This is a genomic window from Vibrio ulleungensis, assembly GCF_016900875.1.
In the GTDB taxonomy this organism is placed as follows: Bacteria; Pseudomonadota; Gammaproteobacteria; order Enterobacterales; family Vibrionaceae; genus Vibrio; species Vibrio ulleungensis.
On sequence record NZ_JAFEUM010000002.1, the window covers coordinates 447799 to 471874 of the forward strand.

At 43.8% G+C, this 24076-nt stretch carries 23 protein-coding genes and 1 tRNA gene; 2 read left to right on the top strand and 22 right to left on the bottom strand.

Annotation, left to right across the window (positions count from 1 at the left end; genetic code table 11):
* Window positions 1–33: 33 nt before the first annotated feature.
* The 7 genes from JQC93_RS06890 to JQC93_RS06920 all read right to left on the bottom strand — a co-directional run bounded on the left by JQC93_RS06890 (window position 34) and on the right by JQC93_RS06920 (window position 9155).
* Entirely contained in the window at window positions 34–873 is an 840-nt protein-coding gene (locus JQC93_RS06890) for an HNH endonuclease (protein WP_205157734.1), read from the bottom strand.
* Window positions 870–1583, bottom strand: coding sequence for an OmpA family protein (locus JQC93_RS06895; RefSeq protein WP_205157735.1), 714 nt, complete (start codon window positions 1581–1583; stop codon window positions 870–872). Before JQC93_RS06895 ends, JQC93_RS06890 begins: the two co-directional genes overlap by 4 nt.
* A 2-nt stretch (window positions 1584–1585) precedes the next feature.
* Entirely contained in the window at window positions 1586–3190 is a 1605-nt protein-coding gene (locus tag JQC93_RS06900) for a hypothetical protein (RefSeq protein ID WP_205157736.1), read from the bottom strand.
* A 273-nt stretch (window positions 3191–3463) separates the two neighbouring features.
* Window positions 3464–4030 carry a condensin complex protein MksE gene (locus JQC93_RS06905; protein ID WP_205157737.1) on the bottom strand — a complete coding sequence of 189 codons (567 nt, stop codon included), beginning with the start codon at window positions 4028–4030 and terminating at the stop codon, window positions 3464–3466.
* Window positions 4027–5439, bottom strand: a complete 1413-nt coding sequence (locus JQC93_RS06910; RefSeq protein WP_205157738.1) for a hypothetical protein — start codon at window positions 5437–5439, stop codon at window positions 4027–4029. Before JQC93_RS06910 ends, JQC93_RS06905 begins: the two co-directional genes overlap by 4 nt.
* On the bottom strand, window positions 5432–8371 hold the full coding sequence (locus JQC93_RS06915) for a hypothetical protein (RefSeq protein ID WP_205157739.1): 2940 nt from the start codon (window positions 8369–8371) through the stop codon (window positions 5432–5434). The genes JQC93_RS06910 and JQC93_RS06915 overlap by 8 nt, the downstream gene beginning before the upstream one ends.
* Window positions 8364–9155 (bottom strand): hypothetical protein, encoded by a 792-nt coding sequence (locus JQC93_RS06920; RefSeq protein ID WP_205157740.1) that lies wholly within the window; start codon window positions 9153–9155, stop codon window positions 8364–8366. Before JQC93_RS06920 ends, JQC93_RS06915 begins: the two co-directional genes overlap by 8 nt.
* A 206-nt stretch (window positions 9156–9361) precedes the next feature.
* Here JQC93_RS06920 and JQC93_RS06925 point away from each other — a divergent pair, with 206 nt between their 5' ends.
* Window positions 9362–10222, top strand: coding sequence for a helix-turn-helix transcriptional regulator (locus JQC93_RS06925; protein ID WP_205157741.1), 861 nt, complete (start codon window positions 9362–9364; stop codon window positions 10220–10222).
* Window positions 10223–10582: 360 nt separating this feature from the next.
* Here JQC93_RS06925 and JQC93_RS06930 read toward each other — a convergent pair.
* Window positions 10583–10670, bottom strand: a tRNA-Ser gene (locus JQC93_RS06930).
* Window positions 10671–10860: 190 nt separating this feature from the next.
* Here JQC93_RS06930 and JQC93_RS06935 point away from each other — a divergent pair.
* Window positions 10861–11427: a UPF0149 family protein gene (locus JQC93_RS06935; protein WP_205157742.1), complete on the top strand. Its 567-nt coding sequence runs from the start codon at window positions 10861–10863 to the stop codon at window positions 11425–11427.
* A 109-nt stretch (window positions 11428–11536) separates the two neighbouring features.
* Here the strand turns inward: JQC93_RS06935 and JQC93_RS06940 are convergent, their stop codons facing one another.
* The 14 genes from JQC93_RS06940 to ruvA all read right to left on the bottom strand — a co-directional run bounded on the left by JQC93_RS06940 (window position 11537) and on the right by ruvA (window position 24011).
* Window positions 11537–11800: a DUF4282 domain-containing protein gene (locus JQC93_RS06940; protein ID WP_084887468.1), complete on the bottom strand. Its 264-nt coding sequence runs from the start codon at window positions 11798–11800 to the stop codon at window positions 11537–11539.
* A gap of 249 nt (window positions 11801–12049) precedes the next feature.
* Window positions 12050–13114, bottom strand: coding sequence for a quinolinate synthase NadA (nadA, locus tag JQC93_RS06945; protein ID WP_205157743.1), 1065 nt, complete (start codon window positions 13112–13114; stop codon window positions 12050–12052).
* 147 nt (window positions 13115–13261) lie between these two features.
* Complete coding sequence (ybgF, locus tag JQC93_RS06950; protein WP_205157744.1) at window positions 13262–14044, bottom strand: tol-pal system protein YbgF; 783 nt, start codon at window positions 14042–14044, stop codon at window positions 13262–13264.
* A 31-nt stretch (window positions 14045–14075) separates the two neighbouring features.
* Window positions 14076–14621 (bottom strand): peptidoglycan-associated lipoprotein Pal, encoded by a 546-nt coding sequence (gene pal / locus JQC93_RS06955; RefSeq protein WP_205157745.1) that lies wholly within the window; start codon window positions 14619–14621, stop codon window positions 14076–14078.
* 33 nt (window positions 14622–14654) lie between these two features.
* Complete coding sequence (gene tolB, locus JQC93_RS06960; RefSeq protein WP_236009425.1) at window positions 14655–15965, bottom strand: Tol-Pal system beta propeller repeat protein TolB; 1311 nt, start codon at window positions 15963–15965, stop codon at window positions 14655–14657.
* Between the two features lie 52 nt (window positions 15966–16017).
* On the bottom strand, window positions 16018–17106 hold the full coding sequence (tolA, locus tag JQC93_RS06965; protein ID WP_205157747.1) for a cell envelope integrity protein TolA: 1089 nt from the start codon (window positions 17104–17106) through the stop codon (window positions 16018–16020).
* A gap of 14 nt (window positions 17107–17120) precedes the next feature.
* Window positions 17121–17564 (bottom strand): ExbD/TolR family protein, encoded by a 444-nt coding sequence (locus tag JQC93_RS06970; RefSeq protein ID WP_205157748.1) that lies wholly within the window; start codon window positions 17562–17564, stop codon window positions 17121–17123.
* Between the two features lie 2 nt (window positions 17565–17566).
* On the bottom strand, window positions 17567–18256 hold the full coding sequence (gene tolQ / locus JQC93_RS06975; protein ID WP_084887454.1) for a protein TolQ: 690 nt from the start codon (window positions 18254–18256) through the stop codon (window positions 17567–17569).
* A complete protein-coding gene (gene ybgC, locus JQC93_RS06980) occupies window positions 18246–18662 on the bottom strand; it encodes a tol-pal system-associated acyl-CoA thioesterase (protein ID WP_084887452.1) in 417 nt (138 codons plus the stop codon). The genes tolQ and ybgC overlap by 11 nt, the downstream gene beginning before the upstream one ends.
* Before the next feature lie 453 nt (window positions 18663–19115).
* Complete coding sequence (gene cydX, locus JQC93_RS06985; RefSeq protein WP_084887448.1) at window positions 19116–19226, bottom strand: cytochrome bd-I oxidase subunit CydX; 111 nt, start codon at window positions 19224–19226, stop codon at window positions 19116–19118.
* 12 nt (window positions 19227–19238) lie between these two features.
* Window positions 19239–20375: a cytochrome d ubiquinol oxidase subunit II gene (gene cydB, locus JQC93_RS06990; protein WP_205157749.1), complete on the bottom strand. Its 1137-nt coding sequence runs from the start codon at window positions 20373–20375 to the stop codon at window positions 19239–19241.
* An 11-nt stretch (window positions 20376–20386) separates the two neighbouring features.
* Window positions 20387–21970 carry a cytochrome ubiquinol oxidase subunit I gene (gene cydA, locus JQC93_RS06995; protein WP_205157750.1) on the bottom strand — a complete coding sequence of 528 codons (1584 nt, stop codon included), beginning with the start codon at window positions 21968–21970 and terminating at the stop codon, window positions 20387–20389.
* A gap of 412 nt (window positions 21971–22382) precedes the next feature.
* Window positions 22383–23393: a Holliday junction branch migration DNA helicase RuvB gene (ruvB, locus tag JQC93_RS07000; RefSeq protein ID WP_205157751.1), complete on the bottom strand. Its 1011-nt coding sequence runs from the start codon at window positions 23391–23393 to the stop codon at window positions 22383–22385.
* Between the two features lie 3 nt (window positions 23394–23396).
* Window positions 23397–24011, bottom strand: a complete 615-nt coding sequence (gene ruvA, locus JQC93_RS07005) for a Holliday junction branch migration protein RuvA (protein WP_205157752.1) — start codon at window positions 24009–24011, stop codon at window positions 23397–23399.
* Window positions 24012–24076: the final 65 nt, after the last annotated feature.

Below are 24076 nucleotides of genomic sequence, written 5' to 3' on the forward strand. Positions count from 1 at the left end.
GAAATTCAAATGCACTTTAGTTTTATTGATGACTCAACAATTACGCTTTTCTTTCAGATAGCTCAATTCTTCAGCTTTTGGCTTCAAGTGGTTATGTTTAGGCTGCTTGCCGTGGCATTCAACACAAAGCGCCATCAAGTTAGCTGGGTGGTTATTGGATTTCACCCCATCAATATGATGGCTATGAAGAAGCGTCTTCCAGCCATTAAGCTGTACTCCACATTCCTCACAACAATAGTTTTGACTTAGCTTGTAAACTTCACTAACTGCTTTCCAATCTTCTGAATAAGCGAAACTACTAAATTCGGCATGCCGAAGAGGAAGGTGCTCATCGGGAAAGTCATGCTGTTTTTTAAGAAATTCAGACAGATTAAACTCACGTTGCGCCTGTTTTTTCTGTTCCGTATTTCGCGCTTGAACATAAGGCATGTAGTTCAGTTTACGAAGACAATTACCACACACAGCTAGAGCAGCTTCGTCAGTCTTATTTTTGTCGTCACATACGGGCATTTTCCCATCGATATATCTAAGGGCAACAAAACGACCAAAGCGCTCATCGTTTTTTTCATCACGAACAGTGTCACAATCTGTTAAGTGATATTTAGTTGCATTATTGAGCGGATCAAGAACTGCGGAAGATAGATCTGATTGCTCTTTAATATAGACAACAACACCATGCCCATCATAAGCAAGTAAATGACCATTTAAACAGATCTCTTGGTCGAAGTCTGTCACCAAATCAGGAGCACTTCTGCGTTGTTTATATCTTTGATAATCTACCGGATATAAGCTCACTGAAAACTGGCTTTTCCGTTCCGAGACACTTTCATCTATCAACTTATTAAACTTACTTAGTTCAACATTTAGCTTCATTGGGCTTCCAGAATATCTTTCATGATGATGTCAGAGTCAGCAATAACTTGAAATGAAATGCGGCGAGAACGCTCTTTATCTTCTGTATTGTTTTCAGAAAAAATTAAATTTGACGGGCCGTAGCCAATAGCGGATAACTTTCCTCGTAGCCAATATAGGTGCTTGTTAAGGGGAGCTTCCTTAGCGATTATGTAATCAAAAAGCCTAGTCGACCGCCTTTGTGATAGATTCATATTTTTGTAATAGGCATTTAGTTCTGAATCATCATTATTCCACCCTGAAGAGGTATGACCTTCTATTTGAATCGCCTTAATCTCTTTTCTATAAGGCTCTAACACATTCAAATATCGTGGAAAAAACTCATCTAAAACCAAAGTTAATTGACCAGGTAAAGCAGAGTAGCCAGGTGTAAATTTATACCTATCGGCATTGAAATCAATACTCAACGGCCTTTGCTCATCGAAACTGATTTCCCACCGCTTAAAGTCATCTTTAAACTCTACTTCCAATGCTCTATGAATTTCTAATTGCTTTTCACTTATTTTAACGGCAATACGCTCTATCGCTCGCTTTTCTATGTCGGTTCTGTTCATCAACGCGACACTGATTAGCAAAAATATCACCATAAGCCCAGCCATAAGGTCGGTGACAGATAACCAATGCCCCTCGTCGGTAGAAACCGTCTTTGATTGAAAAAGCTCACCGTGCATGATCAACTTACCTCTTCTGGTACTTCTTTAGGCTGGAGGTCCCGCAACTCTTTGTTCAGTCGTAACGCCGACTTTGAAAACTCTTCGGTTATATCGAGTAAGCCTCTACCTAAATGATTCAAGACTTGCTCTAATTCAAATTGAATATTTTGTTGGAACACAGTTGAACTTTTGATCAAGTCACTTTCGATCGTTTTCTGCACTTGGAGTGAACTCTTCATTTGCTTTGACAAACTATCATCAATTTTCTTATCTATTGCATCATGAGCGCTGGTCAACAACTTACCTGTTTTATCTAATTGTTCTCGGTGCTTGTCTATTAAGCTCTCATTCACATTTGATAAGGTTTTTGATATATCTAGCACATCCTCTTTAGTACCTTTAAGTAGACTGTTTAATGTACCTTCTAGCTGGCCTATCGAATCTTGCATTATTGTTTGTATATTTTCTGCTGAGCTAGCTAAGTGGTTGGTCATAGATTCTATTTGACCAGAGGCATTGCTTAAATCACTGCCTATTCCGCTAGAAGCATCAACCAGCTTTTCACTCATTGCCAACGCTTTCTCTTGAAGTTCAGTCGAAGCTTTAAGCACTCCTTTTTCAAGGCTTTCGCAAGTGTTAAGGACTGATTTCTCCATTCTCATACCAAGTTGGTCTAGCCGCTGCTGTATTTCTGGCATTGCTTCAATTGCTTTATCACGCATACTGCTAAAGGCTGATAAACGCAGATCTAGATCTAATATCTGCTGATTCCACATATCTGCCGTTTGAGTGAACTGTTTCATTGTGTTTGGAATCGATTGAGTATGATCACTAATACTTTCTACGCTTTGCTCCGTTGCAGCCAGACTTTCCACTGTCAGCTCAAATGCGTTAGTCAATTGCTCGATTTGAATTGTATATTGCCGTTGCCATTCAAGCATTTTGACAACAGAATCATCCAATCGCTTAAAGTTGGAACCAAACTGCCCCATTAAACCCTGATTAAAGCTTTCGATTGAACTTTGCAGCGACAATGCGACTTGCTGCGAGGTTTGCGAGGAAACTTTAGACGCGAAATTATTAATCTCGTCGGTTAAATGGGATAAACTAATTTTACTTTGTAGATTTCCGTCTACCGAAACCGACTTAGTCATCCTAATTTCGTTTAGTAAATCAGTGAGTAGCTTTTGGTTATCTTGATGTCTACCTTTTGCAGCTGAGTTTGCCCTCTCTGACTCAGACAGCTGAGAAAGTAGTACTTTTTGCATATCATCAGGGGTCAATTGCGACAGAGCCATATGGTGTTCAGGCAACCAACGGGTCTTGAACATCATGGAAAACATCATACCGACGATGCTAGACCAAAACGCAAGCGTTAAACCACTTAGCAATATTGAAATACTGTTATTTAGATCTTCGGTATCAAAATTTAATAAGCCTAGAGCAATCCCCAAAAAGGTACACAATACACCTCCTGAAGTTAACAAACTCGGTATAGATCCAATTTTGCTAGAAGAGGGATTGTTTTTGCATAGCGCTACACCTTTTCGGTAGCCTATGAACAAAGTACAAACAGATAAAAACAAAACTAGGTAATTGAGATTTGCAATCCAATCAAAGTCCATATATATCGACCAACTTATTTTCTATTTAATATAATTTTTAGTGTGTAACTGATGAAAATCTCTGCTCGGTTCGCTAACCGAAACAGTAATTCGTCAAGATGCTTTAAAAAACTCAAAATTTCTCTTATCCACTTAAAAGTCCCTTTCGCCAATTCTCGACAACTGTAAATGCAACTAGGTTAGCATTTTACTACTTTTGAGACTGTTAGTTAATTCATAGAGTTAGATCACAGTCATGAATCAAGCCTATTAGTATCAATAGCATGAATCGTATTACTCTTGCTCTTGTGAGTATTTCTCAACATGTAAATTCAAGAAATGCATTCCAGCTGAACTTAGAACGTAATGTTTATCACCACACGGGAAAAGGAAATTTCGATCCGCAAGATAATTTATGGCCTTATCCCAGGTTTCCATTCCAAGCGCCTGTCGAATATCATCGTAAATAGCGTGCTCTGCTATTTCTTCTAGTGCCGAGCGACCAAGTCCAATCACTGGCGTGGTGAGGTCATCTAAGTCAAAGCCCTTGTCTACCCAGTAACGGGCAATAATTAATAGCATGGCCTGGATTTTGGTGGCATTAGTGTCTGCGTCTTCTTCTGTTTCACTGCGGCTGATATAGAAAAACTCCCCTTCTACATTGAAATTGAGCGTGAAACCAATGTGCAGATAGAGCTGTGTAAAGTGCTCTAAGTTATTATAAAGTTCGGTATAGAGCGGACTTTCAATAAAACGTTGCTGGTAAAGGTCATAACCCTGCTTGGTGATCACCTTACCATTGACAAATGTCGTGTATATCTGTTGGCTTTTCACCATGTTTATTTGAGAAAATGGCGTCATGGATTAGTTACTCGCTCTGTTCGAATTTTACGGTATAGATAAATAGTGTCACTTTGGGCGATGCGTTGGCGGAAATTAGTCATTTTAAGTCTGTGTCCATCAAGCATCGCTTCACTGCGTAATAGGAAGTTAAGCCCTTCCAACAGGTCAACAAAATGATATTCAACCAGGTGTTCTTTGAGGCGCCTATGAAGTGAGAGCGTGAGGTCTTGATATTCGGCCATTTTCATCTGTTTCACCAATTCAAAGATCTGCTCTGCGCGAGCGAGCCTTCGTTCGGTGAAATCATCTTTAGTGCTAACTAACTCTACATAACGGCTCTTATCTAGCAGGCCTTTATCCGCAACGCGTGCATCTATATCACTTACTACATTGTTGAGGTAGGCTTCTGAACTACTGATACGAAGCACTTTGGGCCTAGCTTGCTGCATCAACCCCATAAAGGTGCCATTATCACGAGCAAATTGCCCATCTATCTGGCTGCGTTTTAGGTTGTGCTTAGTAGCATCTAGTTCTTTGACTAAATCACCAAATGCCGTTTCAATGGCATTAAACTGTCGGAGGCGTTTTTTGGATCGTGCCAAAAACTGGTCTACTGATTGTGATACTTTACTGATCTGTTTGTGAAAACTGTTAAAGCTCACCTCATACCTTAACATCGCATTCGCTCGCTGGTGGTCTTGATGGCGCTCAAACTGACTGCGTAAACTTTGCAGACATTCAAACAAATTCGGTCCATCTTTCAACCGACTTTTCTCATCCAAAAATTGCCGCGTGGGCAATATGTGCCTTGATAGCAATAGCGATATTTTTTCTATCGACTCTTGCTGGAGGACCGAGAAAACTTGTGGATTATCCGATTTGGCAGCAAGTTCACTCGCATCACTGAGCTCCTTATTGATCGTTTGCATTTTTACCAAGTTCAAGCGGATGCTGTTAAGCAGTTCACTCAATTGATGAAATAACTCGTCAATTAACTCCTTGAAATCTAAGTCACTATCGCTATACAGCATCGAAGCCGATTGCAGCTTTTCTAGGAGTATACGTATACCCCCGAGCTGGATTTTAAGTGCTACATCGGTAAGGTCTTGAAATAGGCTGCGATCAAACAGACGAAATACCCCGATCACGGCGCGATCAAAGATCAGGCGACTTTCACCACCGAACTCATCTTTGTCGACTAAGATATGGGTCGCTAACAAGTTATCGGTAGAAAAGGCTGTACGTAATTGTTTCTGTTTATCTTTGCTTTGCCCTTGTATGTATCGGTGCAATCTAGAGATGAAGGTCGCTTCTCTTACATAAGGCTCACCACCCTCATCCATTGTGCGGATCACATCCCTCATTATAGTGTGATGTTCGAGCATAATGGCAAACGTGGGAATAGTCAGAAGTCTTTTATCACTCATCTGCCTCTCCAAACATATCGAGTTGCTCTCTATCCAGCGCACTTCCTTTTATCACAAAGCTTTCTGGAATGCCGGTATAAGCAATGGTTCGAGCTTCATCGTAGGGTTTTGAAGTGCGCATCGAATCCAAACGAAAATGTTGACCAAACTTAAAGATGATCTCACTGGATGCCGAGTTAGTAGAAGCACTTAAAACTCGAAAGCCTGCTTTTTTCATATTTGGCAACAGCCAATCAAATTGTGAACTATCCACCGAAGCACCTTCATCTATCACTAGTGGAAATTGGGTTGCACAAGCGCTATTTCTTAATCGGCTCAACAAAATTTCCACTAGCTTGATATTGATCAGCATGATAGTAGAGGTGGACTGTGACTTGCTCTCCCAACCATTTTGACCACGCTTTTTAACTCTATAGCTAATGCCAGAGACGATCTGCTCCATGGTCAGCAGCGCGGCTTTGCCTTCTGGAAAAAACTTTTTGCTAAAAGCTTTGAGGCGTTCAATAAACTGCTCCGAGGCTTTTTGATCTGAGTGCGTATCAAAAAACTCGATTTCCCTCACTAGGTCGTCAAATCGCGCCTCAACTTTGATTTTGGCTTCAACTTGTGACAAGTCATTGATCTCTAACCCTTCAAACGCACGGTTAATGCTCTGTTCAAACTGGGCAACTAATTCCCGATTATTTTTTAGTTCATTGATGATGGCGTGAACAGTGTGTTTATGTTCAATAAAGTTTTTGCGCAGAATATCAAACTCATCACCTAAGCCTTGATAGCGAATTTGGAGTTGGTGAAATGCGTGTTCTAGAAGCTCATCATCTAGGTGAGAGAGCATCAACTTATCGTCATTTTCTAGCACTTGTTCTCTGACAAAACCTTGGATTTTTTCGGTTACCTCTGTCTTTGCTTGACGCTTTTTGTATAGAGCATCTATTCGAGCTCGTAATGTTTCTTCCGACAGGTCGATAGATTGATCGGGTAAAACTGAGAAATCACTGACGGGTAGATGATACGCCTGAAGTTCCGCTTTGACTCTAACGCTAGATCCAGCTAATTTTTCTAACTGTTCTTTTTTCTCGGTTAGTTTGTTAGCTTGTGCGTCAAACGAGTGCTTTTCTTGTACCCACAGATCATTTTGTGCGTCGAACTGTTTTTGTAACGACTCACGCGCTTCTTTGGCTTCCGCTAGTTCTTTATTAATCTCTTGAAGCTGCTCTGCATTGTTTGTGTATGCTTTTAGCAAGTTGATTTCATTTTCAGTACGTTTGATTTCGGTTTTAAGCGCGGAAATTTCTTTAATTCGCTCAAGGCGAGATTGATTACCCATTGCACTGAGTTCAGCGACTCGCTTGTGTTTTTGCTCTAAGGCCTCTTGTACGTTAGATAACCGCGTTTGGTCAGATTCTCGATTGATGTTTTGGATGGACTCTAACGTTAAGTCCCAAAGTGCGTAGTGCTGCTGTTTTTCTTCTATTAAATCGGTAAATGACTCAATTGCCTGCCTCTCAGATGAGGATAACACTCTCGCGGGATTAGACTCCGCTAACTCCTCATTAACCGCTGCTAACTTCATCCAAACACTTTCAGTTAACTGGTTAAACAGCTTGAATTGTTGTGCATTGACCGAGGCTTGATAGCGAGCTTTAGCCTCGCTAAGGTTGGAAATTTCTTGCTTGAGGGTTTCCAATTCAATTTGCAGAGCCTCTGCATCTTCCTTTAGTCTTAACGCTTCCTTTCTATCATTCAGGTGTTCACGGTGGCCTGAAATAATGTCGTCTATCGTCTCACTTTCATCGTAGATGGTTATGATAAGATCCGTCTCTTGCACAATATCATCGAGTTTCTTCTGCTGACGAACGAGTACTTTAACCCCACCTTTCAGTGCCTTTTGTTTATCGACTGTGTCATCACACGCTTTTTTGGCCGACCGTACTTTTCCTTTCTGTAACGTTAACTGTGTCTCTTCTTGCTCAAGAGCTTGGTTTTCTTGATTGATTCGGCTGTCAAGCATCATAGCGTACTGCATCAACGCATCTTCAGCATTTTTATTGCTCACCAATTGTTGATGACTGATGGCAAGCTTTTCGTACCCAGGTCTTAGGCTTTCAATCTTTTTGAGTATTTGTTCACGACTTGACAACATGTCGTTATGATTAATAAAGGCATCAATATCAAAATTGAGCTCGTCTTTGCGCTCCTTCTTTCTCGAATCAATGATATTGGCCACAGCCAAACGAACCGTGTCCGACCCCGTTTTCATGTCAAATAGCAAACGGACGAGTGCGCGAAAGGCATGAACATCTGCATCCTTGGTTGAGCTAAGGGGAAATAAACAAAAACGCATCGCATCAATATCGAGTAGTTGATTCGCATAGATCACTTCCTTAATCGCGGAAGAGCGTACCAATGATTTAAAGTGCTTATCTTCACGCTTTAAAAAAGCCTGCACTTTGCTGGGTGATAAATCATCCACTCGGCCACCAATACCATCATCCCCAACGTTGTCATCCCAAAAAAGATGACGTATTTGCGCATATCGAAGGGATGTGAACATACGACGATAATCGAGCTTATCAGAGTTACCACGATAGAGAATCTGACAATGGGGCATTGGCCCGCCTAAATAGTTATCGCACTCTAAAATCAAAAAGCTGGTGCTGCTAGGGAAGTAATGCTCAAAACACTCATCATTGGTGTAAAAGTTTCCTTCTTTATCTGAAAAGCCAAACTTATTTTTTGAATCTTTAAAGTTCTCTTCTGGCAGTAAAAAGAGTCGAATGGCGTTCAGAATGGAAGTTTTACCGATGTTCCCGCCACCAATAAGAATCCCGCCGTCACGCAGGTCAATTTCTGCAATTGCAACGCCGGCACAATCTACTGCAACCAAGCGCGATATACTGATTAGTAGGTTATCTATTGGATTGTTAAACATCGGTGGAGTCCTGTCGTATTTCGGGTAAAAGAGCCTCTTGCTCTAGGAATAAGCGGGTTTTGTTCATAAGATCGGCTTCAGAGTTTAAGCCAAGATTTCGAGCCAGCTCTATCGCCTTAGCTAAGTGAGCTGCACTTTTGGGATTGAGTTTGAATTTGTTTTGAAATAAGCCCCAATCTACTGGAGCAAGCCATTCACATTGAGGAAGTGACTTTTTAAGAGTTCCGTACACAGTCAGGCCCCCCAATTCAACGTCTTGAGCACAATAAATCTCATCATAAGTAGATAAAAATGGCCTATTCAGATAGTGGCATATTTGGTTGCCTGCACCAAAAATGATGTCTGAACTTTCAGCTAGTGATGGATGACCAATGAGCTCTAGGAACTCTCGATATCGATAGAAATTCTCAATGTTCTCTATTAGGACTGCTCGTTTACCCATGAGCTTTCCATGGGTTTTGTAACCGTTGCTATCAGATACAACAACAAAAGGGATCTGCGATTTAGTGGAGCTGTTCAAAACTAAGACATGAGCGAAATTACTCGGAAAATCATGTGAACGCCCCAAGCTTGATGCTTCGACTCTATTGCCTACCTCTGGTTCAAAGAGTGCGTGATGCCGTTCTTCATCGAGTATCTCCATTTGATAGCCACTCTTGAGACGAGTTGCACGATAAATTTTCCGCCATTCATTGGAGTCTGAGAATGGCAAAGACTTGAGGAAGTGCTCTAAGTTGATAGTATCGCCCTGTGAGATTTTATTGAGATATCGGTTAAGTTTCATTTCAGTCTGTCCAAATCCATCAGAGACATAACTCTAATCATCATAAAAACTTAATAAAACAGGTTATTCGACTGATTTAGACGCTATGTTCATTTTTATGCGTACTTTATTGACTAATAGTTCAACAGGTCAATAATATGACGTCAATAGCGACAGGTAAATACTGATTACATACACACGTCGCATAACTAGACAGGACTAACATAATGAGTAAATGGCCAATACGCTGGGATCTGCTGTTCCGCTACAGAATGATAGAAATCATTGCACTATGGGAAGGGCGACTAACTACCAACCATTTGATTCAGAGCTTTGGTATTGGCAGACAGCAAGCTTCGAAAGACATCAACACCTATCTAGCCGATATTGCCCCTGGAAATCTTGTTTATGATAAACAGCTGAAAGGCTACAAGCCCAGTGATAGCTTTAGCCCGAAAGTAACAAAGGGTCATGCTGATGAATATTTGCACATTCTTTCGAGAAGTGAAGATATGACCGTTACATTTAAAGAACTCGATATGGGGTTTGAAAGTGTCTCAATGATTCGCCCTATTACTCGTAATATATCATCACAAGTCTTGCGTCCATTGGTTCAAGCTATCAGAGAGGAAAAACGTGTCGATATAAGCTACACATCGCTCAAAGACGGCATTGAAGTTGAGCGGATTATCTCTCCTCATACCCTGATTTGCACACCTCTACGCTGGCATGTTCGAGCCTATTGTGAGCATGCGAAAGATTATCGTGATTTTGTGCTCAGCCGCATAAGTGGCATTCCATGCCTTGAAGCTAAAAATGTGATAGGAAAGGCCAACGATGACCTATGGAATACTTACCTTACGATTGTGTTGATACCGGACCCAAGACTGACAAAAACTCAAGCCGCTGTCATTGCCCATGATTACGGTATGACAGCAGGTTCACTCGAAATACCGACTAATGCAGCATTGGTTCGTTATGTTCTTGATACCTATAATATCGACATCAATGTACTGGATTCAAACCCTAGAGGTCAGCAAATCATTGTAGGGAATTTTGAGGTTCTGAAGCCGTATTTGGTTTTCTGACGGGGGTTTTGCCGCATGGCCTTGCCTTGCCGTTTGATAATTGGCCATTTTGCTCCCTCAAGTAATACCTGGCACGAGCATAAACATTGGGAAATCTAGGTATTACTTATGGCCTAATAACTATTTAACTTACATTAAGTTATAGATCATGCTGATGGAAAAAAACAACAAAGTAATACATGAAGTTATGCTCTAAAGTAGTACTAGTATTAGTACGTGAGCCTGGGTATTACTTTAGGTATTACGAAAAACAAACGCTTTTGTGGAACATTATGTAACGCTACAAGATAGTAACTGATTGATTTTTTATAATCTTCTGATATGAAAAAAGACGTCCTGAGACGCCTTTAAACTTGAATGTGGCGGTGAGTGAGAGATTCGAACTCTCGATACGTTTCCGTATACACACTTTCCAGGCGTGCGCCTTCAGCCACTCGGCCAACTCACCGTAATTGATAGCGTTAGCTTGGCTAACGGAGCGTTAATCTAAAGATTTAGAGCTCAATGGTCAAGTGTAAATGCGCGAAAAGCTGTACTTTGCGGCTTGAGTGTTCATTTATTAGCTGTTTTGGCGAATTTTGTGCGAAATAGCCCTAATAACTGATAGAATCAGCGCAAACAATTTGCAGGATTTTATCGTGGATTTACCTAGTTTACTGGCTCTTCCGGAGCTGCAGAATACCGTACTTAACGAAGCCAAAACTCGTGGTTTTGTATGCTCTATGGCGGCAGCGCCTCATGTATTGTCTCCTGAAGAGTGGCTACCTTTCTTGTGGGGCGGCGCTGAGACAGCACCGTTTTCTAGTGCAGAGCAACTAGAACACTATGCAGAAGCGGTGATTGGGATTTGGAATGCGTATCGCCCTGCTCTTCTTGATGGTAACTGGGAATGGCCAGCAGAAGCATCAATCGATGATGAAGAGATTGTGAATCAGTATGCTCGAGACTTTTGTGAAGGCATTTTGCAAGGCTGGCAATTGGCCAGAGACGATTGGGAAACGTTGATGCCAGAGCACAGCGAAGATAACGCTCTGCTTGGCGGTGTTCTACTTTCTATAAGCATGTTATTTGACCCAGAAACTGCGATGGAAACATTGAAAGATCAAGGCGCTGAAGGACTTGACCAGTTTGAGGAGATCTTCAATGCCATCCCTGTAATGCTGTGTGGACTCACTCAAAAAGGCGTTATGCTCGCAGAGCAGTAAATACTGTCTAGCAATACAAAAAATAAAGCCCCTAGCCATACTGGTTAGGGGCTTTTTCTATTATACCAATAGAAGTAATTAGCTATGCAGGTAATTGCTTTGGTTGGAATTATGCGTCATGCTTTTCGCGCAGCGCTTGTAAATTCTCGTTGATCTTAAATATCACAATCATCAATTCGCACCAGATACGTGCGGCCAACATACCACCGACAATAGTCAATAGACCCATAATGACCGACTCTGCTGTAACTCCGTAATAGCCTGCGAACATCGTAGTAAGACCGGTGATGATAGACGCTGCAATAAGCAGCCAATATAAAATGGTCACCAATTTTGGTGTAAGCATTGAGTCAAAGGTAAAAATAGATTTCATAGTTCATTTCCAAATTATTGATTTTTATTTAAATAGCCAAGCAACGTATTCACTTTTATTGAAACGATGCCGCCCAATAATAGGCGTATTTTAAAGCACCCTTCAATCGCGTAAGTGTTACAAAATACGTCGACTAATTCTACATAAGCTATTGAATTAATATGGTTTTATGAAACTAATTGTTCTTACCTTTCAATCAAAAAAGCCCCGTGTTATAGCGAGGCTTTGTAAGGATTACCGGCTCTAGCGCTAGGCGTTGCCTTTTACCTTAATGTTTAATTCTTCCGCAAATTTGAGCATGCGATCGAGAGGAATAAGCGATTTAACGCGGACTTCTTCGTCGACAAAAATTTCGTGGTCTGCACCACCGTTTTCTAGCGCGTTCTCAATGGCTGCCAATCCATTCATTGCCATCCAAGGGCAATGTGCGCAGCTGCGACAGGTTGCACCCGCTCCGGCCGTTGGAGCTTCGATGAGCTCTTTCTCAGGGACTAGTTGCTGCATTTTAAAGAAAATGCCTTTGTCTGTGGCGACTATCAGTTGTTTGTTAGGCAGCTCTTTTGCGGCCTTAATTAACTGACTGGTTGAGCCAACAGCGTCGGCGAGTTCAACAACACTGGCTGGAGACTCTGGGTGCACCAAAATCGCAGCGTCTGGGTAGAGCGATTTCATGTCGCTGAGTGCTTTAGACGAAAACTCATCGTGGACCACACATTCACCATTCCACAGTAGCATTTCAGCGCCAGTTTGATTTTGAATGTAAGAGCCTAAATGACGATCCGGCCCCCAAATGATTTGTTTATCTTCGGCGTCCAAGTGTTCGACGATTTCTAGCGCGATGCTTGAAGTAACAACCCAATCGGCACGCGCTTTAACCGCTGCAGAGGTATTGGCGTAAACAACGACAGTATGGTCTGGGTGCTCATCACAAAAACGACTGAACTCGTCTGCAGGACATCCAAGGTCAAGTGAACACTCCGCATCGAGTGTCGGCATAAGGATACGTTTTTGCGGGGTGAGAATCTTTGCTGATTCCCCCATAAAGCGTACGCCAGCAATCACTAAGGTACTTGCGTCGTGGCGATTACCAAACTTGGCCATTTCTAACGAGTCACCAACAAAACCACCCGTCTCTTCTGCCAAAGCTTGAATTTCAGGGTCGGTGTAGTAGTGCGCAATCAGTACCGCGTCCTTCTCTTTGAGAAGTCGTTTAACATTAGCAAGATGCTGAGCCTTTTGCTCATCACTCAGTGGTACTGGCTTTGGAGGAAATGGATATACGGGTGATTCAACGATGTCGAGAATGTGGCTCATGAGAGGGCTCTGATACCTGTTACTGTATTAGCGTAAGTGTACCGCAATAAAGTTTTGGAGTTAATACTTTCTTCTAGATGCTATAAAGCCAGATTTCTACATAGGTTATGCAGTCGTCTGGCTTTATTCGTACCTAAAACCTTGATGCTAGTTCAACGCTTGCATACGCTCGCCAGCCTTGGTAGCCGATGCGCTGCCTTGATACTCATCCAACACTTGTTGGTAATACTGCTTCGCGGCAGTCACGTTACCGTTACGCGCCGCTATTTCACCTAATTTAACCAAGGCATCAGCGCGTTTATTCGAATCTTGATTCGAAACAACAATGGCAAATGCTTTAGCCGAGTCTATGTCTTCTTTTTTAGTGAAATAGAGCTGACCTAACCAATAGTTTGAGTTCGCGGAGTAAACAGATTGAGGGTAATCTTTGTTAAACGCTTCAAAAGCGGTTAGCGCGGCGTCATAATCGCGCTGCTTGATCACCAGGTCTACCGCGGTTTGGTACGCAGCTTTTTCAGCTTCGTTGTCGGTGTATGTTCCGGCAGTTTGTGGTTGTTCTTGAACATCGACCGGCACAGCAGCGGCTACGCCGTTTTGCTTAAGCTCAGCCAATTCTGTACGCATTTTGTCGAGTTCGATAAACAACTCTTTTTGGCGCAATACCATTTGATTTGAATCGTATTGACTTTGTTCTAATGCCCCACGTAGCTCACTGATTTCCAGCGACATATCGTCAACTTGCTGCTGTAAGTTTACTTGCAGTCGATTGCTGTTTTGTAGGAGGCGTTCGAGGCGTTGCACGGACGATTCGCTCGAAGAGCTCGCCGATGCTGATTGGGTCGTAGAATTGAGGTCCGATACTGGAGCTGGTGCAGCAAACGTAACGCTTGCTGCACTTACCAGTAACGAAAGCGTCATTAATCGCTTCATGTTACTGACTCTTATTTAAGTGTACTGAAGATTAGTATACTAGAACCGCGCGACGGTTTTTAGCGTAAGCTTCTTCAGATTGGCCTAGAATTTCTGGTTTCTCTTCACCGTAACTTACGATAGAGATTTGACCAGCTTCAACGCCAGATGCTTGTAGGTAACGAGAAACAGCCATTGCACGACGCTCGCCTAGTGCGATGTTGTACTCAGGAGTACCACGCTCATCCGCATGACCTTCGATTTTAACATCTAGGTTAGGGTTTTTGCTTAGGTAAGCTGCGTGAGCCGCTAGCATTTCTTCGTATGAAGTTTCGATAGTTGAGTTATCGAACGCAAAGTAAATCGTTTGTGATTCACGTAGAGCTTCTTCTTTTAGCTCTTGCTCAGACATTTGAGCAGACTCGTCGATTGGAGAAACGACAGTCGTGTCAGTTGTGCCGTCAGTTGCGCCAGCTTGTTGGTTAGTGGTTTGCTCTGCATCAGAAGCGTTAGCTGCGTCGTCACTTGAACTACAAGCAGTCATTGCTAGAACAGGTAGCGCAATAAGAAGCCCTTTAAGAACTTTATTAAGTTGCATTATTTTTTTCCTTTATACGTCAAGTTATCGGTATTACAAAAACGGTGACCAAGCTGGCGCTCTTACACGCCCAGTAGTGGCTGGCAGTCGTGCACTAAATCTGCCGTCAATAGAGACCATCGAAAGAACGTTTTTCTTGTTATACATTGAACTGTATATAACCATTCCACCGTTTGGTGCAATACTTGGGGATTCGTCCAACTGAGTTTTGGTCAGTATTTGAACAGCACCTGTTTCCAAGTCTTGTTTTGCCAGATTAAATCCATCACGTGACGCGTTCACCATTATGAGAAACTTGCCATCTGAAGTGATCTGACCACCAAGGTTCTGATTGCCTTGCCAGGTTATACGATTTGTCGACCCGTTCGACAAATTTACTTGATAAATCTGTGGTTTACCACCCCTATCGGAGGTAAATATGAGCGATTCGCCATTCGGATGCCAAAACGGTTCGGTGTTGTTTGAGCGGCCGCGAGTAATTTGAGTCAGTTTACGAGATTTAAGCTCCAATACGTAAGTATGGAGACTGCCGGACTTAGACAACACCATCGCTAGCGACTTTCCGTCTGGAGAGAATCGTGGCGCACCATTATGTCTTGGGTACGATGCCAATTTCTCGCGCTTGCCAGTGTAAATGTCCATTATATAGATTTCGGCTTGACCACTTTGAAAGCTTACGTACGCGAGTTGGCGGCCATCTGGAGACCAATCTGGAGACATTAGTGGTTGCTTCGAGCGAAGCACCATACGCTCGTTGTACCCATCGTAATCCGCTACGCGCAGTTGGTATGGGTATGTAGAGTTGTCATCGACAACTACGTAAGCAACGCGCGTTAAAAAGGCGCCGCGTTCACCCGTTAGGCGTTCGTACACAAGATCTGAAATGCGGTGCGCGTACTCTCTTAAACGCGATTCGGGAACCGTCGCGCGTTTAGTAAATAGGACGTGATCACGGGACAGCTCGAGCTCACCATTGGCATTAAGTGCTTTCGCATCACCACCAGTGAGTGCGCCACGCACCACATCGATCAATTGGTAATTAATTTCGTAGTCGCCGTTTGCGGTTGGCGTAATGGTCCCAGTAACAACAGCATCCACGCCTAAACCGGTCCATGCATCGAAGTTCACTTCGCTATCGGTATAAGGGGTTTGGGGCATCTTGCTCACGGCAACGGGGCTAAACTTACCACTGCGCTGCAAATCGGAAGCAATGACAGCTGAAACGTCTTGAGGTAACTCCGCACTGCCTGTCCATTTAAACGGTACAACGCCAATAGGCCTTGCCGAGTTAATGCCGTCGGTGATCACCAGTTCTAATGCTGCATAGGCACTGGGTACTGCCATGGCTACAATCAGCACAAGTGAAGTAAAAAAGTTCTTAATCACTATAACGTCCTTATTCTGGTACTACCGTCAAATTAATGTTGGTGAGTTGTTTTGCCACATCGGCTTCGGTTGGCAATGGGAAACTGCTCACTTGGCTAATGGCACTTCGTGTCGCACTGCACAACTGATTGTCCCCACTGATTACCTTAACTTGATTCACAATCGCGTCAGCCCCAGTCGGGATCAATCTAAGATTGACGCGACATTGCTTTCCCCGATAGGCGTCATCTATACGTAGTTTACTCTGGATAAGTTGCGTATAGATGGCAGAGTATCGAGCTAGCTCGTCAGCATTGCGTTGATTTCGAGCGCGCGCTGCTGCCTCGGCGTTAGCGGCGTTTTCTTCCGCCATGCCAGCAAAAATATTATTTAACGCTTCTTCTTGCGCTTTACGTTCACGTTCAAGTTGCTCAAGGCGCTGCTGTTCAATTTTGGCTTTCTCTGCAGCTTCTGCCGCGGCTTTTTCTTGAGCAATACGCTCTTGCTCAGCTTTTTCTGCGCGTTCGCGCTCTAACTGTTCTTTCTTCGCCGCCTCCGCCGCTTGTTGCTCTTTGGCTATGCGTGCTTTTTCGGCCTCTTCCGCTCGAATCCGCTCTTTTGCTGCGCGCTCTTCAGCTTCTTTAGCCGCAGCGATCCCAGCCAGTCTTGCAGCTTCTGCTTTGCGTGTCGCTTCTTCTTGTTGCTTACGCTCTGCTTCTGCTTGGCGGGTTTTTTCTTCTTCAAGTCTGCGCTGCTCTTCTTGCTGCTTACGCTTTTTATCTGCTTCCACAGCGGCTTTTTCCGCGCGCGCTTTATCTTGTTGAAGTTTGCGAATTCGCTCTTCTTCTTGCTTACGGTTCTTCTCAAGCTCCTCACTTTGCTTGCGAAGTTTGTCTAACCGATCCTGTTCAGCTTTAGAAGCTGCTTGGCGCTGCTCTCGAATTTGTGCAGCTTGTTCACGTATTGCGCTAGGATCGATCACCACCGCCTGTACAATTTGCCCCGATGGCTCTTTGGGTGACATATTAAAATCGGTCCCCCATATCAAAGCCGCCACGAGCAAAGCATGCATGACAAATGAGATAGTAATTGATTTGGTTAATTTATTGTTTTTCTTCATACAACCAACGGAAGTTATTCCTTAATATCCGTTAACAATCCTACTTTAGGAATGCCGGCTTGACTTAGTTCATCAAGCACCAATACAACTTCAGCATACGGAGTCGCGGCATCTCCACCTACCGCAACGGGTGAGTTTGGAGAAAGCGACATTTCTGCTTTTACTCTCACTATCACCTCATCCAAACTAAGACCGCGTATCATGTCTTCATCGTTTACGCTGAGTCCCAGCACACCGTCTGCTGCTATTTCGACAATGATAAAGCTGCCTACATCACTGCCATCGAGTTCTGACGCAGGTTTAGCGGTGGATGCTTGTGGCAACTCAACATCTACACCTTGCGTGATAAAGGGCGAAGTCACCATGAAGATAATCAGCAGCACCAACATCACATCGATGTAAGGCACCACATTAATCTCGGCAGTTAACTTGCGCTTTTTAGGTTGATAACCGGCCATGCTTAGTCTCTTTCTGTCGTGCTCATTGCTTGACGATGCAAGATGCTGTGAAACTCTTCAGAGAACGTTGCATAGGAATGTTCTAGTTTTGATACTTGGTTGCTCAAGCGGTTGTAGGCCATAACCGCTGGAATTGCAGCAAACAGACCCATAGCGGTCGCAATCAATGCTTCGGCAATACCAGGGGCTACCATAGCAAGCGTTGCTTGTTTCACTTCACCAAGGGCAATAAACGCGTGCATGATGCCCCAAACAGTACCAAACAGACCGATATAGGGACTGATCGAGCCAACCGTAGCCAAAAATGGCAAGCTGGTTTCGAGCTCTTCTACTTCGCGTGCCACTGACACTCGCATAGAACGGCCAGTGCCTTCCATGACGTAATCAGGAGAGTTGGGGTTGCTGCGTCGTAAACGAGCGAACTCGGTAAAGCCTGAATAGAATATTTCTTCAATACCATAAATCGAGTCTTTGCGCGCTTTTACTTCTTGATAAAGCTGCGACAACTCTTTGCCTGACCAGAATTTGTCTTCAAATTTTGCGGTTTGATCTTTGGCCGCAGAGATCACTTTACTGCGCTGAATAATCATGGCCCATGAAGCGACTGACATTCCTACTAGCGTCAGCATCACAAGCTGAACAAGTAAACTGGCTTCTAGGATAAGATCGATAAAATTAATTTCAGCTGACACTGGTCGTTAACTCCGTTACTAAATAGCTGGGTATAGCCATGGGCTTCATTTTCTGAGTGTTGACACATGCTACCTTAACTGTAGCACTACACAATACTCGCCCATTATCATTAACCATCTCCTGACAAAAAATCAGGCTGGCCTTTTTCTGTTCTTTAATCCAAGTGTTCACTATCAACGCTTCGTCGAGAGTGGCTCCTTGCTTAAAATCTATGTCCATATGGCGAACCACAAAGCCGGTGTGTTGCTCTAACAACACTTGTTGTGAGACACCTTTACTTCTTAATAGTTCGGTTCGAGCGCGCTCAAAATACTTAAGGTAATTAGAGTGATATACAATCCCACCGGCGTCGGTATCTTCGTAATAAATTCTGACCGGCCATTGAAAATGGGAAGTGCTGCTCACTTGTCATTCCTTGTAGGTTGTTAAAGCGGTTTTCACCAAATACCCCACTATATACAAAGAACTCAACATTGTGACTCTATTTACGCAAATTTTTGATTAGTGTGGAATAAATGCATGATAAATGTCCAAAAATAAGACAACCTCGATGGGGTCAGAGTCAATCTTCCGTCAAGGAACGTCAGTGGTTGCATATATTCGCGGGCAAGGTTTAACGATTTCGGACACTAAGTAACTACTGGTAAGTTGTCATATCAGCTTACAAAACAGTAGCGGGCAAGAAGCAATGAGAGGGCAATTTCGGTTAGAAACATGGCCGGAACGGATCGTTGGGTTGTTGGGGTCAGAGTCAATATTTATTCGGAACACCAAATTGAACTCCGAGCCTATTTGACTCTGACCCCACCCCCCCAACAAACCCAATAAAAAAGGCGCTTCTAGGAAGCGCCTTTTACATTACTCGTTGATGTCTTTGTCCATCATCTCACTGTGTTCTAGCCACAATGCGTTAATGATGCCAAAGGCACAGGCTAAAAGTACGCCCAAAATCCAAGCAAAATACCACATAGTGTTGTCTCCTTAATACAGTGAGTTCTTGTTGTCTTCAATATACTGGTCGTCCAAACGGCCAAACATTTTGTAGTAGCTCCACGCGGTGTAAGCCAAAATAATTGGCACCATCACTACAGCTACTGCCGTCATCAGCCCGAGTGTTAGCTCACTTGATGTCGCATCCCACATAGTCAGACTATGATCAGGGTTTAGAATTGACGGCATCACGAATGGGAACATGCTAAGACCTGCAGTAAAGATGATCCCTGCGTTTGCAAGAGACGAGGTCAAGAAAGCAAATCCAGCACGATCCATCTTCGAAAAGACAACAGCTAGAAGTGACATAGCAATACCAATAATGGGTGCTAACCACATCAACGGATACGCAGCGTAGTTATTGAGCCATGCGCCCTGCTCTACCGACACTTCCTTCAGCAAAGGATTGGACGGACCATTTGTGTCCATCACGCTAGTGATCACGTATCCGTCCATGTTTTTCACTATAAAGCCAGCCAAAACAAATAACACAACAGTCACCAGACCAAAGATCTGAGATAAGGTTCTAGCGCGTTGATGCACATCGGCCGTCGTTTTCATTTGCAGCCAAGTTGTACCTTGCATCAAAATCATCGACAAACTCACCAGTCCACACAACAGTGCGAATGGGTTAAGAAGGCCAAAGAAAGAGCCATGGTAGGTCGGCATCATAAAGTCGCTTAACTGGAACGGAACGCCCTGCAGCAAGTTGCCAAATGCCACGCCAAAAATTACTGGCGGTACAAATCCACTAATAGAGATACCGATATCCCAAGCCTTACGCCACGGTTTATCCTGAATTTTAGAACGGTAGTCAAGCCCAACAGGACGCAGCCACAATGCCGCTAGCGTCACTATCATGGCAAAGTAAAAGCCAGAAAACGACGTTGCATACACTAAAGGCCATGCAGCAAACAGCGCACCACCTGCTGTGATCAACCATACTTGGTTGCCATCCCAGTGTGGCGCTATCGAGTTAATCATGACACGGCGTTCATTGTCGGTTTTACCAATGATAGGCACCAACGCGCCAACGCCCATATCAAATCCATCGGTGATCGCAAAACCAACCAGCAAAACGCCAATCAGTAGCCACCAAATAAATCGTAGTACTTCGTAATCAAACATGTCGTACTCCCTTACGCTTCTACGGCTTTGTCGATGTTAGTTTCTGCATTACCTTCCTGCTCGAAGTGATAACGCCCAGTTTTTAAAGAGCTAGGCCCTTTGCGTGCGAATTTGAGCATCAGGTACACTTCTGCAATCAAAAGCACCGTATAGAACGCGATGATCACACCCAGCGAGCTCCAAAGCTGACCAGGCGTAAGTGCGGATGCGGCAACATCAACAGGCAAAATTTCACCAACGGCCCAAGGCTGTCGGCCATATTCTGCAACAAACCAACCGGCTTCAATCGCAATCCAAGGCAGTGGGATACTATACATCGCAGCTTTAAGCAGCCATGGTTTCTGCTCGATACGTTGGCGACAGGTTTGAACAAACGCCATGCCAAATACAAACAGCATTATGAAGCCACAGCCAACCATCAGACGGAATGACCAAAACAGTGGCCACACTGTTGGAATAGAGTCATCAGCAGCAGCTTGGATCTGTTCTTCTGTAGCATCTACAACATTGTCGGTATAACGCTTAAGAAGCAGGCCGTAACCAAGGTCTTCTTTTACCTCATCAAAATCGGCGCGCTGCTGTTCATCTGCATCACCCGCGCGAAGAGTCTCAAGCAATTGGTAAGCAACCATACCTTGGCGGATACGGTCAACGTGCTCTTCACGGAGATCGCGAAGACCCGTGACTTCCTTATCCAAAGAACGAGTTGCAATAATGCCCATCACATAAGGAATTTTCACCGCGTAATCGGTATGCATAGTTTCTTGGTTAGGGATACCAAACATGGTAAAGGCTGCAGGTGCAGGTTCGGTGTGCCATTCGGCTTCTATAGCCGCAAGCTTCACTCTTTGCACATCGCCTAGCTCATAACCAGACTCATCGCCAAGTACGATAACCGACAATATTGCCGCCATACCAAATGACGCTGCAATAGCAAAAGAGCGACGAGCAAACGCGACATCACGGCCTTTCAATAGGTAGTAGGAACTTATGCCAAGAACGAACATAGCACCAGTGGTATAACCCGAAGCAACAGTGTGGACAAACTTAACTTGAGCCACTGGGTTCATCACAACCTCAGCAAAGCTCACCATTTCCATACGCATAGTTTCGAAGTTAAATTCGGCGCCCACTGGGTTTTGCATCCAGCCGTTTGCAACCAGAATCCACAATGCAGAGAAGTTTGAACCTAACGCTACCAACCAGGTTACTGCCAAGTGCTGGCGTTTAGAGAGGCGATCCCAACCAAAGAAGAACAAGCCAACAAAAGTAGACTCTAAAAAGAAAGCAACTAATGCTTCAATGGCCAGTGGTGCACCGAAGATGTCACCAACGTAGTGGGAATAGTAAGACCAGTTTGTTCCAAACTGGAACTCCATGGTTAGGCCAGTGGCTACGCCTAGAGCAAAGTTAATACCAAATAACTTACCCCAAAACTTAGTCATGTCCTTGTAAATCTCTTTACCGGTCATTACATAGACCGACTCCATAATGGCAAGTAGAAATGCCAATCCTAAAGTGAGAGGGACGAAAAGAAAGTGATACATCGCAGTCAGCGCAAACTGAAACCGCGATAACTCCACTACATCGATCATAAAAGCTCCTTGCAGGCACCGTCCGCAGTCAACAACTGTAAATTAACTGTTATCAATAGTTAAAAATATTGTAAAATTAACTTTGGGCAGTAAAAAATTGGTGTTTTACACCGTAATTATAGCTGAAAACAATATTATAGGATTTTCAAATCGATTCAATTTGTTTCTTCAAATATTTTTGCATTGATTCAAATCAATTTGAATTACAACGAGTGCAGAAATTTTAACCAGAGATGATTTTAATCAATATATCAGGGAGGTTTAGAGAGATCGGTGGCAAAATTTGCGCCGATTTAGTGAAGTTAGGTAAACGCCGTACAAGGCTACTTGCAACAAATAGCCTTGTATTGGCGTGTGGAGCAACCCCCTTATACGGTTGCCCAACTACTGATTGAATCAGCCGTTAACTGTATTAGTCTGGGATGTCGAACCCAAAATGTTGATACGCTCTTGGCGTCGCAATTCGACCTCTCGGAGTCCGCTGTAAAAAACCTTGTTGTATTAGATAAGGCTCTAACACATCTTCGATGGTTTCACGCTCCTCACCAATGGCTGCCGCAAGGTTGTCTAACCCAACAGGTCCTCCCATGAACTTCTCAATAATGGCGAGCATCATTTTACGGTCCATATAGTCAAACCCTTGAGTATCTACATCAAGCATATTGAGCGCGCTATCGGCAACATCGACGCAGATATTACCGTCTGTTTTGACTTCTGCGTAGTCTCGTACGCGTCGTAGAAGGCGGTTTGCAATTCGGGGCGTCCCGCGTGCACGGCGGGCAATCTCGAGTGCACCTTCACCTTCAAGGTCGAGCCCTAAACAGTCGGCGCTGCGTTGGACAATATTTTGTAAATCGGCGGTCTTGTAGTATTCGAGTCGCTGGGTAATACCAAAACGGTCTCTGAGTGGTGACGTTAACGAGCCCGCCCTAGTTGTCGCCCCAATAAGTGTAAAGGGGGGCAAGTCTATTTTTATCGAGCGCGCTGCTGGGCCTTCGCCGATCATAATATCGAGCTGGTAGTCTTCCATCGCAGGGTACAAAACTTCTTCGACCATAGGACTAAGCCGATGAATTTCGTCTATGAACAATACATCATTTTCTTCGAGGTTAGTCAGCAGAGCGGCAAGATCTCCAGCTTTCTCTAAGACGGGTCCTGAAGTGGTACGAATATTCACACCCATTTCATTGGCTACGATATTTGCCAAGGTGGTTTTACCTAGACCCGGAGGACCAAAAATCAGTAGATGATCTAACGCTTCACTGCGCATCTGCGCGGCTTTAATAAAAATCTCCATCTGACCGCGAACATGATCTTGTCCTTGATAGTCTGACAGTTTTTTTGGTCGGATCGCGCGATCGATCACCTCTTCATCTTTGAATGTTGGGTTATCTGGGGCAATCAGTCGGTCGGCTTCTATCATTGTTTACACCATCGATTTTAAGGCTTCGCGAATCAACTGTTCGCTGCTCATGCCCGGTTTGGCCACTTGCGATATGACTTTGGATGCTTGCACAGGTTTGTAGCCCAACGCGAGCAATGCGCTAACCGCTTCGTCGTCGGCGCTTACTTGATTGCTTGATACTGAGTCAATTGGCGCAGCATCAGTCGCAGGCGTGAATAAGTCCCCTGCTCCCCAGCCTTTTAGACGGTCTTTCATCTCTACCACCAAGCGTTCGGCGGTTTTCTTACCCACTCCTGGCAGTTTAACAAGTGTAGAAATATCTTCACGCTCAACACAAGACACAAATTGACTGGCCGTCATTCCTGACAAAATACCCAACCCAAGTTTTGGCCCAACACCATTTGCTTTAATCACTTCGCGGAACAAAGCTCGCTCTTTCACGCTATTGAAGCCATACAGCAACTGTGCGTCTTCTCGAACTACAAAATGAGTATAGATGATGGCTTCTTCGCCGAGTTCTGGCAGCTCATAGAAGCAGCTCATTGGCATCTGCACTTCATAGCCAATGCCGTTAACTTCGATGAGAAGTTCTGGGGGTTGTTTTTCGACTAAAATGCCGCGCAGTCGTCCAATCACGCTTATCTATCCTAACCTAAAGAATGAGTAGGCTAGAATAATTGAGAACTGGATGTTTATCCAGT